This is a genomic window from Azospirillum oleiclasticum (genome assembly GCF_013423485.1).
In the GTDB taxonomy this organism is placed as follows: domain Bacteria; phylum Pseudomonadota; class Alphaproteobacteria; order Azospirillales; family Azospirillaceae; genus Azospirillum; species Azospirillum oleiclasticum.
Genome location: NZ_JABFFR010000001.1, coordinates 691,907 through 703,060 on the forward strand (window position 1 = coordinate 691,907; position 11,154 = coordinate 703,060).

General features: G+C 70.1%; 11 protein-coding genes. 6 read left to right on the top strand and 5 right to left on the bottom strand.

The genetic code is table 11. From position 1 onward, the window contains the following. Positions 1–11: 11 nt before the first annotated feature. The 3 genes from HL658_RS03310 to HL658_RS03320 all read right to left on the bottom strand — a co-directional run bounded on the left by HL658_RS03310 (position 12) and on the right by HL658_RS03320 (position 2,256). The gene (locus HL658_RS03310) at positions 12–536 is read right to left on the bottom strand and encodes a TRAP transporter small permease (RefSeq protein ID WP_180280445.1); all 525 of its coding nucleotides are present in this window, start codon (positions 534–536) and stop codon (positions 12–14) included. Continuing rightward, positions 533–1,588, bottom strand: coding sequence for a TRAP transporter substrate-binding protein (locus tag HL658_RS03315; protein WP_180280446.1), 1,056 nt, complete (start codon positions 1,586–1,588; stop codon positions 533–535). The genes HL658_RS03310 and HL658_RS03315 overlap by 4 nt, the downstream gene beginning before the upstream one ends. Positions 1,589–1,752: 164 nt before the next feature. Continuing rightward, positions 1,753–2,256 (bottom strand): MarR family winged helix-turn-helix transcriptional regulator, encoded by a 504-nt coding sequence (locus HL658_RS03320; protein ID WP_180280447.1) that lies wholly within the window; start codon positions 2,254–2,256, stop codon positions 1,753–1,755. Positions 2,257–2,380: 124 nt separating this feature from the next. Between HL658_RS03320 and HL658_RS03325 the strand changes: the two genes are divergently transcribed. The 6 genes from HL658_RS03325 to HL658_RS03350 all read left to right on the top strand — a co-directional run bounded on the left by HL658_RS03325 (position 2,381) and on the right by HL658_RS03350 (position 9,156). Next, complete coding sequence (locus HL658_RS03325; protein ID WP_343054989.1) at positions 2,381–3,523, top strand: homogentisate 1,2-dioxygenase; 1,143 nt, start codon at positions 2,381–2,383, stop codon at positions 3,521–3,523. Between the two features lie 28 nt (positions 3,524–3,551). Continuing rightward, positions 3,552–4,571, top strand: coding sequence for a fumarylacetoacetate hydrolase family protein (locus HL658_RS03330; RefSeq protein WP_180280448.1), 1,020 nt, complete (start codon positions 3,552–3,554; stop codon positions 4,569–4,571). 24 nt (positions 4,572–4,595) lie between these two features. Further along, positions 4,596–5,546, top strand: a complete 951-nt coding sequence (locus HL658_RS03335; RefSeq protein WP_180280449.1) for an MBL fold metallo-hydrolase — start codon at positions 4,596–4,598, stop codon at positions 5,544–5,546. A gap of 64 nt (positions 5,547–5,610) precedes the next feature. Next, the gene (locus HL658_RS03340; protein WP_180280450.1) at positions 5,611–7,281 is read left to right on the top strand and encodes an FAD-dependent oxidoreductase; all 1,671 of its coding nucleotides are present in this window, start codon (positions 5,611–5,613) and stop codon (positions 7,279–7,281) included. Next, the gene (locus HL658_RS03345) at positions 7,278–7,463 is read left to right on the top strand and encodes a DUF2783 domain-containing protein (RefSeq protein ID WP_180280451.1); all 186 of its coding nucleotides are present in this window, start codon (positions 7,278–7,280) and stop codon (positions 7,461–7,463) included. The genes HL658_RS03340 and HL658_RS03345 overlap by 4 nt, the downstream gene beginning before the upstream one ends. 70 nt (positions 7,464–7,533) lie before the next feature. After that, on the top strand, positions 7,534–9,156 hold the full coding sequence (locus HL658_RS03350; RefSeq protein ID WP_343054990.1) for a long-chain-fatty-acid--CoA ligase: 1,623 nt from the start codon (positions 7,534–7,536) through the stop codon (positions 9,154–9,156). Between the two features lie 30 nt (positions 9,157–9,186). On the opposite strand, the gene HL658_RS03355 is transcribed toward HL658_RS03350, so the two are convergent. After that, complete coding sequence (locus HL658_RS03355) at positions 9,187–10,395, bottom strand: winged helix-turn-helix domain-containing protein (RefSeq protein ID WP_196242059.1); 1,209 nt, start codon at positions 10,393–10,395, stop codon at positions 9,187–9,189. Between the two features lie 64 nt (positions 10,396–10,459). Continuing rightward, a complete protein-coding gene (locus tag HL658_RS03360; protein WP_180280453.1) occupies positions 10,460–11,113 on the bottom strand; it encodes a ChrR family anti-sigma-E factor in 654 nt (217 codons plus the stop codon). Positions 11,114–11,154: the final 41 nt, after the last annotated feature.

Here is an 11,154-nt window from a genome sequence, read left to right on the forward strand (position 1 = left end):
CCTCTTTCCCTTCAGCGCCGCGCCACGCGCGCCAACAGCGCCAGAGCGGACAGCAGGCTGGCGCCGCTCATCAGGAAGGCCACGGGGGCCAGCGGCAGGCGGAGCTGGCTGGTGGTGCCGCCGGCGGCGAGCTGGTCCATCCCCTGCCGCGCCATCGCCCAGGCGAGGCCGGCCAAAGCCACGGCCGACAGCAGCGTCACCACCAGCCCCAGCCCACGCAACACCACGCGCGGCAGCAGGTGGTCGACCAGGTCGACCACCACGTGCTCGTCGCGCTCCGTCGCCAGCGGCAGCCCGATGAAGATCAGGGAGGCCAGCATCATCGACATCAGCTCGTAGGTGCCGGGGATCGGCAGCCCGAACAGGGTCCGGCCCACCACGTCGCCGGTGATCACCAGCACCATGCCGCCAAGCAGGGCCGCTGCGGCCAGCCCCAGCGCCCGCCCGACGATGCGGCCGATCATGGGGCCGGGGGCGGGCAGGGGGGCCGGCGGGGCGACGCGGCGTTCTTCGTCCGGGTGGACCTGCACGGTCATGACGGCAGTGCAATGCCGGTCGCGGCGCGGATTTCCTTCAGCGCGGCACGGCCGTCCACGCCGCGCCCGTCGGCCAGCTTCGCCCAATCCTCCTCCAGAGCGGAGGTCTGGACGACGAGATCCTTCACGAAGGCCGGATCGGCCTGGATGACCTCGATCCCGGCGGCCTTGATCTTCTCCAGCGCGGCGTTGTCGGCGTCGATCCACGCCTTGCCGACGCGCCGGGCGAAGGCCTCGCCGGACAGGTCGGCGATGGCCTGCTTGTCGCGGTCCTCCAGCGCGTTCCACTTGCCCTGGTTCATCACGAAGAACCAGGAGGTGTTGTAGATGCCGCCGGGGACGGTGGTGGTGTGCTTCAGATGGTCGGTCAGCTTGAAAGCGGTGACCGCCTCCAGCGTGAAGGTCACGCCGTCGATCACCTTCTTGGACAGGATCTCGTACACCTCCGGCGACGGGGCCAGCAGGGGGGAGGCGCCGAGCTTGTTCATCAGGTCGCTGACATAGCCGCCGGGCACCCGCAGCCGCAGCCCCTTCAAATCCGCCGCCGTGCGGATCGGACGAAGGTTGTTGTGGATGACGCCGGGGCCATGGGTGAAGACGCCCAGCGTGTGCACCCCCTCGTGCAGCTTGGCCTTGTCGAGCTTCGCCTGGAACTGCTTCCAGTAGGCCACCGACAGGTCGGCGGCGTCGTTGCCGAGGAAGGAGAATTCAGCCAGCCGGCTCAGCAGGAAGCGGTCGCCGGGGGTGAAGCTGTGCAGGCCGTAGGTGATGTCGGCCACCCCGTCGCGCGCCATGTCGAAATGCGCCGGCGCCCCGCCCAGCGGCTTGGGGAAGATGCGGATGGAGACGCGCCCGTCGGTCGCCTTCTTGACGTCCTCGGCCCACGGCTCGAAGGCGTTGACGACGACCGGGTGCCGCGGCGGCAGCCAGGAGGAGAAGGTCAGCGTGGTCGCCGCCGCGGCGCGGCGCGGCCACGCGGTGCCGGCCGCCCCGATGGCGACGCCGGCACCGGCGGCGCGGATCAGCGTGCGCCGCGACAGGGTCGTGGTCATGGTCGTCTCTCTCCCCTCATGCCCCGGTTCGGGATGTCCTTCGCGTCCACTCCCATTCGGCGTGACCGCGGACCAATCGTATCGTTTCAGACGAAACGATTGTCAAGCCGGTTTGTTCGTGGAGCGGACCATGGGTGTGCGGCACTCTCCCCGCCGCAACCCCGTCAATCCGGCGCGTCCCCACCCTCGCCGGGTGCGAGGGTGGCGGCGCGGGCGTGCAGCTTGGTGAGGAGCTGGTCGAGCTGTGCCACCTCCTCGGCGTTCAGGCCCTCCAGCACCTCGCGCTCTGTGGCGAAAGCCAGCGGCACGATCTGGCGGTAGATGCGGCGCCCATCGCGCGTCAGCCCAAGCACGTTCTGGCGCTGGTCGATGGGGTTGTCCTTGCGGGTGACATAACCGGCGGCGACCAGCCGGGTGACGGCGCGGCTGACCTTGGCCTTGTCCATGGCTGTGCGCTGGCAGATGTCGGCGGAGGAGGCGGGGGCATAACGGCCGAGCACTGCCATCACACGCCATTCCGGGATGCTCAGCCCGAACGCCGTCTCGTAGCGCCGGGCGAAGGCCCGCGATACCAGGTTGCTGACCACCGACAGGCGGTAGGGCAGGAAGCGGGAAAGCTCCAGCTCCGATGGTTCGTCGTTCCGGTCGTCGGTGTTGTTGATCGTCATGCCGTCACTCATCACGCTTGCAAATAGTTTCGTTTGAAACGATACTGGGTGTCAACGGATATGCGCGGCGCCGTGGCTCCCGGTGTTGCCACGCCATGGGCCGCCGCGCCGAAGGGAGGAGAGGGTGAAGCAATACATCGCGTTCCCCAGGGTGGAAGGCCAGGCGACGCGCCAGGCGCATGCCGACCTGCCCGCCAACACCTATGAGCGGGAAATGGGCAAGGAGGGCTTCTTCGGCCCGGCCAGCCACATGTACCACCGCCACCCGCCCACCGGCTGGACCGACTGGGACGGCCCTCTGAAGCCGCGCGCCTTCGACCTGACGCGGCTCGCCGGGGAGCAGGACTCGCCGTGGGACGCGCCGGACGTGCTGCACAACGCCCATGTGCGGATGCGGCTGTGGCGTGCGCCGAAGCGGATGGAGCGGCTGGCGCGCAACGGCGACGGCGACGAGCTGCTGTTCGTCCACACCGGCCGCGGCCACCTGTTCTGCGATTACGGGCATCTCGAGTTCCGCGCCGGCGACTACATCGTCCTGCCGCGCTCCACCATGTGGCGGGTGGAGTGCGACGAGCCGGTGATGGCGCTGTTGATCGAGGCGACCGGCTCCACCTACCGTTTGCCGGACAAGGGCATGCTGGGTCCGCACGCGATCTTCGACCCGGCGGTGCTGGACGTGCCCGCCATCGACGACGCCTTCCGCGCCCAGCAGGACGAGCGGGAGTGGCGGCTGGAGATTAAGCGCCGCAACGCCATCAGCACGGTGACCTACCCGTTCAACCCGCTGGACGCGGTGGGGTGGAAGGGCGACCTTGCCCCCGTACGCCTCAATGTGGAGGACATACGGCCACTGATGAGCCACCGTTACCACCTGCCGCCCAGCGCGCACACCACCTTCGTCGCCGACCGCTTCGTCATCTGCACCTTCTGCCCGCGCCCGTTCGAGAGCGATCCGGGGGCGTTGAAGGTGCCCTTCTACCACAACAACGACGACTACGACGAAGTGCTGTTCTACCACGCCGGCGACTTCTTCAGCCGCGACAACATCCATCCGGGGATGATGACCTTCCACCCCTGCGGCTTCACGCATGGGCCGCACCCGAAGGCTTTGCAGGCCGCCTTCACGCCGCGCAAGCCGGCCACCGACGAGTACGCGGTGATGGTCGATACACGCGACGCGCTTGAGGTCGGCGCCGGTGCGGCATCCGTCGAATGGGGTGGCTACGTCGATAGCTGGAAGACGCCGGTGGCGAAAGCGGCCGAGTGACCAAGGAAACAGGGGTTCGGAGACGGCAATGAAACTGGCGACCTTGAAGGAGGGCGGGCGCGACGGGACCTTGTGCGTGGTCTCCCGCGACCTGTCCCGCGCCGTACGCGCCACCGGAATCGCGCGTACGTTCCAGGCCGCGCTGGACGACTGGGAGACGGTGGCGCCGCGGCTGCGCGACCTTTCGGCCGATCTGGAGATGGGACGGACCGAGGGAGCCTTCGCCTTCGACCCGGCGGCCTGCGCCGCACCGCTGCCGCGAGCCTACCAGTGGGCGGACGGTTCGGCCTACGTCAACCATGTGGAGCTGGTGCGGCGCGCGCGGGGGGCGGAGATGCCGCCCTCCTTCTGGACCGACCCGCTGATGTACCAGGGCGGCTCCGACGCCTTCCTGGGGCCGTGCGATCCCATCGAGGCCATCTCGGAGGCGCACGGCATCGACCTGGAGGCGGAGGTCGCGGTGATCACCGGCGACGTCCCGATGGCCGTCACGCCGGAGCGGGCGGGGGCGCACATACGGCTGCTGATGCTGGTCAACGACGTGTCCTTGCGGGGGCTGATCCCCAACGAGCTGGCGAAGGGCTTCGGCTTCTTCCAGTCCAAGCCCGCGACCGCCTTCTCCCCCGTCGCGGTCACGCCGGACGAGTTGGGGGACGCGTGGGACGGCGGGCGGGTGCACCGGCCGCTGGTGTCGCACATCAACGGCCGGCTGTTCGGAAAGCCGGACGCCGGCACCGACATGACCTTCGATTTCCCGACGCTGATCGCCCACGCGGCGAAGACCCGGCATCTGGGCGCCGGGGCGATCATCGGCTCCGGCACCGTGTCCAACAAGCTGGACGGCGGGCCCGGCCGCCCGATTGACGAGGGCGGGGTCGGCTATTCCTGCCTCGCCGAGCTGCGCACGGTGGAGACGATCCTGAAGGGCGCGCCCGCCACGCCCTTCCTGCGCTACGGTGACCGGGTGCGGATCGAGATGTTCGGGACGGATGGCGCCAGCGTTTTCGGCGCCATCGAGCAGACGGTCGTCCCGTACGCGGGCGCCTGAATCCATACGAAGAGGGAGTGAGACATGGCCAAGGCGTTCGCCTCCCAGGCCGATCTGGACGAGAAGACCGAGACCTTCACCGAGCTGGCCGACGGCGTCTATTGCCTGACCGCACAAGGCGATCCGAATTCGGGCGTCATCGTCGGCGACGACGGGGTGATGGTGATCGACGCGCGCGCCACCCCGGCCATGGCCGGGGACCTGATGCGCCACGTGCGCACGGTGACCGACAAACCCGTCCGCCACGTCGTGCTGACCCACTACCACGCCGTGCGCGTGCTGGGGGCTTCGGGCTATGGCGCCGACGAGGTGATCGCCAGCGACGAGACCTACGACCTGATCAAGGAGCGCGGCGCCCAGGACATGGCGTCGGAGATCCAGCGCTTTCCGCGCCTGTTCAAGGACGTCTCCAGCATCCCCGGCCTCACCTGGCCCAGCATCGTGTTCCACGACCGCATGGTCGTGTGGATGGGCAAACGGGAGGTGCACATCGTGCACGCCGGCCGTGGCCACACCAAGGGCGACAGCGTCGTCTGGCTGCCCAAGGAGAAGGTGCTGTTCTCCGGCGACCTGGTGGAGTACGGCGCCACTCCCTATTGCGGCGACGCCTACTTCACCGACTGGCCGTCCACGCTCGACCGGCTGCTGCCCTTCGGCGCCGACAAGATGGTGCCCGGCCGTGGCGAGGCGTTGACCAGCGCCGCCCAGATCGGCGAGGGGGTGGCGCAGACCCGCGCCTTCCTGACCGACCTCACCGCCGTGGTGAAGGAGGGGGTGGCCGCCGGGCACGACCTGAAACGGGTGTACGCCATGGCGATGGAGCGGCTGTCGCCGGCCTACGGGCACTGGGTGATCTTCCAGCACTGCATGCCCTTCAACGTCAGCCGCTGCTTCGACGAGATGAGCGGCATCACCCACCCCCGCATCTGGACCGCCGAGCGCGACGTGGAGATGTGGGCGGCGCTGAACGACTGACGACGTTTGCGCGTCCGGACCCCCACCCCGACGACCCAACCAAGAAACCACCGGAGGACCCGCCATGACCGACGCCCCGCGCGTGACCCTGCCGTACCGCCGCCCGCCGGAGCTGGACGGGACGGGCACGCGGCGCCCGGTGGTGGTGGTCGGCGCGGGGCCGGTGGGGCTGGCGGCTGCCATCGACCTCGGGCAGCGCGGGATTCCCGTGCTGCTGCTGGACGACGACGACACGGTGTCGGTGGGCAGCCGGGCCATCTGCTGGTCGAAGCGCACGCTCGAGATCCTCGACCGGCTCGGCGTCGCCGCACCGATGGAGGCGAAGGGCATCACCTGGAAGGTCGGCAAGGTCTTCCACCAGGACCGGCTGGTCTATGGCTTCGACCTGTTGCCGGAGGAGGGGCACAAGCACCCGGCCTTCATCAACCTCCAGCAATATTACGTCGAGGAGTATCTGATCGATCGCATCGCCTCGATGCCGTCGGTGGAGCTGCGCTGGCGCCACAAGGTGGTGGGGATCGCGCCGGCTGCGGACGGGGTGACGCTGACGGTGGAGACTCCGGACGGCACCTGCCGCATCGACGCCGACTGGGTGCTCGCCTGCGATGGCGCGCGCAGCCCGGTGCGCCGGATGATGGGCCTGTCTTTCGAGGGTCAGGTGTTCGAGGACCGATTCCTGATCGCCGACGTGCGGATGAAGGCCGGTTTCCCGACCGAGCGCTGGTTCTGGTTCGACCCGCCCTTCCACCCCGGGCAGAGCGCGCTCTTGCACCGGCAGGCGGACGATGTCTGGCGCATCGACCTGCAACTGGGCTGGAGCGCCGATCCGGAGGCGGAGAAGCAGCCCGAGCGTGTCATCCCGCGCCTGAAAGCCATGCTGGGGGAGGACGCGCGGTTCGAGCTTGAGTGGGTCAGCGTCTACACGTTCCAGTGCCGGCGGCTGGCGCGGTTCCGGCACGGCCGGGTGATCTTCGTCGGCGACAGCGCGCATCAGGTCTCTCCCTTCGGCGCGCGCGGCGGCAACGGCGGCATCCAGGATGCCGACAACCTCGTCTGGAAGCTCGCGATGGTGGTGCGTGGCGAGGCGCCCGAACGGCTGCTGGACTCGTACGACGAGGAGCGCATCCACGGGGCGGACGAGAACATCCGCAACTCCACCCGCTCCACTGACTTCATCACGCCGAAGGGGCCGGGGGCGAAGGCGCTGCGCGACGCGGTGCTGTCGCTGGCCGGCACCGACCCGGAGGTGCGGCGCTTCGTCAATTCCGGCCGGCTGTCGCTGCCCTGCTCGCTGGCCGGCTTCGCGCTCCAGACCGCCGACGCCGAACCGTGGGTGGGAGGGGCGCCGCCCGGCAGCGTCTGCCCGGACGCGCCCGTCTGCACCGCCGACGACCGCCCGGCCTGGCTTCTCGACCGGCTCGGCGGCGATTTCGCGCTGCTGGTCTTCGCCGAGGGGTCGGCTGATGTGCCGCGCCTTCCGGGTGTGCGCACGCTGGTGGTGGCGCCCGACGCCGCGGGTTTCGCCGCGGAGGTGGAGCTTCTGGTCGATACGGACGGGCTGGCGGTCCGTCGCTACGCCGCGACGCCCGGCTGCGTCCACCTGATCCGCCCCGACCAGCACGTCGCGGCGCGCTGGCGGCGCTTCGACGCTGCCGTCGTGGCCGCGGCACTCGACCGCGCCTGCGCTCGTGGCGAGCGCGTGGCCGATACTCTCGCGCAGGGAGCCGCCGCATGACCCACGACGACCTGTACGAGGCGCTGGTCGCCATGCACCGCGGGCTGGATGCCGAACAGAGCCTGCTGGTGAACAGCCGCCTGATCCTGCTGCTGTCCCGCCATGTGTCGGACGAGTCCGTGTGGCGTCGCTGCATCGCCGAGGCGCGGGCCGGGGTTGCGGAAACGACGTCCGTCGCGTGACGGCCCTGGTCTTGCCGGAACCGGGGCATGCCCCGTACCATCCCCGGAAGACCGAGGGGAAGGAACCGCCGTGGACGAGACCGCACTCGACAAACGCGCCGCCAACCATGTGCCGCTGACGCCGGTGGACTTCCTGCGCCGAGCCGGTGCCGTCTATCCCGGGAAGATCGCGGTGGTGCACGGGGACCGCCGTGTCACCTATGGCGAGCTGTGGCGCCGCGCGCGGGCGTTGGCCGCGGCGCTGACCGCGATGGGGATCGGACGCGGCGACGTGGTGTCGATCCTGGCGCCGAACACCCCGGCGATGCTGGAGGCGCATTACGGCGTGCCGCTGGCCGGGGCCGTGCTCAACGCCATCAACATGCGCCTGGACGCGCCGGCGGTGGCCTTCATCCTGCAGCACGCGGAAAGCAGGCTGCTGCTGGTCGACCGCGGCTTCGCGTCGCTGGCTGCCAAGGCGCTGGCGGGCATGACGCACAAGCCGGCCGTCGTCTGGATCGACGATCCCGCCGCTATCGGCGAGCCGCCGGACGCGTTGGACTACGAATCCTTCCTGGCCGCCGCCGACCTCTCGCTGCCGGTCGCCGGCGTGGCCGACGAGTGGGACTCGCTGTCGCTGAACTACACGTCGGGCACCACCGGCAACCCCAAGGGCGTCGTCTACCATCACCGCGGCGCCTTCCTGAACGCGGTGGGCAACGCGCTGACCTTCGGCCTGAACCCGGAGAGCGTCTATCTGTGGACGCTGCCGATGTTCCACTGCAACGGCTGGACCTACCCCTGGGCGGTGACGTCGGTGGGCGGGCGGCATGTCTGCCTGCGCCAGTTCGACGCCGCCACCGTGTTCCGCGCGATCGCCGAGCACAAGGTCACCCACCTCTGCGCCGCCCCCGTGGTGCTGACCATGCTGATCCACGCCCCGGCGGAGGCCAGGATCGCCTTCGACCATGGCCCGGTGCAGGTGGCCACGGGCGGGGCGGCACCGCCGAGCGCGGTGATCGAGGGCATGGAGCGGATGGGCTTCCGCCTCACCCACCTCTACGGCATGACCGAGTGCTACGGCCCCTCGGCCATCTGCGCGTGGCAGGAGGAGTGGGGGGCGCTGCCGCTGGAGGAGCGTGCGGTGCTGATGGCCCGCCAGGGCGTCAACCACGTGACCGTGGCCGCCCAGACCGTGCTCGACACAGCCACCGGCGAACCTGTGCCCGCCGACGGCTCCACCATCGGCGAGCTCGCCCTGCGCAGCAACACGGTGATGAAGGGCTATCTGAAGAACCCGAAGGCGACGGAGGAGACGCTGCGCGACGGCTGGCTGCACACCGGCGACCTCGCCGTGATGCATCCGGACGGCTATGTGGAGATCAAGGACCGGGCCAAGGACATCATCATCACCGGCGGCGAGAATGTGGCCAGTCTGGAGGTGGAGGAGGTGCTGTACCGCCATCCCCACGTGATGGAGGCCGCCGTGGTCGCCCGTCCCGACGAGAAGTGGGGCGAGACGCCCTGCGCCTTCGTCACCCTGAAGCCGGGGTCGGAGGAGGCGGTGACGGAGGCCGACATCATCGCCTTCTGCCGCGCCAACATGGCCCACTTCAAGGCCCCCCGCACGGTGGTCTTCGGCCCCCTGCCGAAGACCTCGACGGGTAAGATCCAGAAGTTCGTGCTGCGGGAGGAGGCGGGGAAGCTCACCTGACTCCCTCCCTGGCTGGGCGGGGGAGGGGCTTTATGTGTCCGACCGCAACGCCGCCGCCAGATCGCCCCGGTCGCCGATGGCGACGCGTTCCAGCCCCAGCCAGCCGGCCAGCCGCCGCAACTCCTCCGCCAGGGGCGGCGCCACGACGGCGGGGTCCATCCCCGCCTCCCCATGGGCGGCGTGGACCAGAAGGGCACCGCCGGCGCGGTCGGACTTCAGGTCGACGCGGGCGACGAGGCGGTCGCCCAGCAGGAAGGGCAGCACGTAATAGCCGTGCTCCCGCTTGTGGGCGGGGGTGTAGATCTCCAGCCGGTAGCGGAAGCCGAAGATGCGCTCCGTCCGGTCGCGCTCCCACACCAGCGAGTCGAAGGGGGAGAGCAGGGCGGCGGCCTCCACCCGGCGCGGGCAACGGGCGTCGGGGTGCAGATAGGCCGGCCGGTCCCAGCCCTTGACCGTCACCGGCAGCAACTCCCCGGCCTCGACCAGCGCCGCGACGGCGCGCTTGCTGTCGGCCGGGTCGAGCCGGAAATAGTCGCGCAGGTCGCGTTCGGTGGCGATGCCCAGCGCGCGGGCGGCGCTGCGGGTCAGGGCGCGGTGCGCCTCCTCCTCCGGTGGGGTCGGGCTGTCGAGCACGGCGCGCGGCAGCACGCGTTCGGGAAGGTCGTACAGCCGCTCGAAGCCGCGGCGCCCGGCGGTCGTCACCCGGCCGCACCAGAACAGGTATTCCAGCGCGATCTTGCCGTCGCTCCATCCCCACCAGCCGCCGCTCGACGCGCCGGCAAGGCTGAATTCCGACGCGCCCATGGGGCCGCGGTCCGACACTTCGGCGAGGGCCGCGGCGATGTAGTCGGCGCGTTCCCGCGCGAACCGGGCAATGCCGCCGTAGATGCCCTCGCCGCGCTCGGCGCGCGCCATGCGCCAGCGGAACAGCGGCTGCATGGCGATCGGGATCAGCGACGCCTCGTGCCCCCAATATTCGAACAGGTCGCGCTTGCCGGTACCCCAGGCGGACTCCTCCAGCAGGGTCGGGGCGTAGGTGCCCAGCCGCGAAAAGGCCGGGAGATAGTGCGAGCGCACCAGAACGTTGACCGAATCGATCTGCAACAACCCGATGCGCGCCAGCAGCCGGCGCAGGTGACGCCGCTCGCACGGGCTGTCCGGCCGAGGCTCGGTGAAGCCCTGCGCGGCGAGCGCGATGCGGCGGGCTTCGGCGGGGGAGAGGGTGTCGCGGATTCGCATGCGGATGTCTGCCTAACATCCCGGCCGGGCGGGGGCAACGGCAAACGTGATCAAATGCGGAACATCAGATCCCGAAGAACGGCTGCATGAGGCGGGGGATCAGGTCGCGGAATCGCAGCGGCGCTTCGGTGGCGATCAGGCACACGCACTCCGCACCCGCATCGGCAACCGGCTGGTGGTGCGTGTCTCCGTCGGTCTCGGCGAAATCACCGCGGTCGAAAGTCCCGAGCTCGTCCGTGTAGGAGCCGGACAGCACCAGCGTCAGCTCGATACCGCGATGGCCGTGGTGGGGCATCACGCTGCCGGGCGCGATGCGGAACAGGCGCACCGAACCGCCACGGCGGTCGCGCGGCACCACCTCGATCTGCCGGATGCCGGGGGCGAGCCGGCGCCATGATCCGTCGGTGATCGGCCCGGTGACGTCCAGGAGGGGGGTCGGCAACACCAGCCCGTCACGGCGTGCCGGCGGACGGGGGCGGGGCGGCGGTGCCGGCTCGTCGAGCCTGGCCATCATGCGTTCCAGCGCGTCGGGGGCAAGCTCGTCCGCCGCCAGGGAATCGAGCAGCGCACCACCCATCGCCTCCGCCGTCGCCACACGTCCGCGGCAGTCCGGGCACAGGGTCAGATGGGATGCGACGACCATGGACATCCCTGCTCCCAAACTCCCGGAGGCGTAGGATATCAACAAGGCATCGCTCGGGTGGTGGGTCGGGGTCATCCGTGTCTCGATGTTCCGGCGCTGTCGGCACTTCACGATGC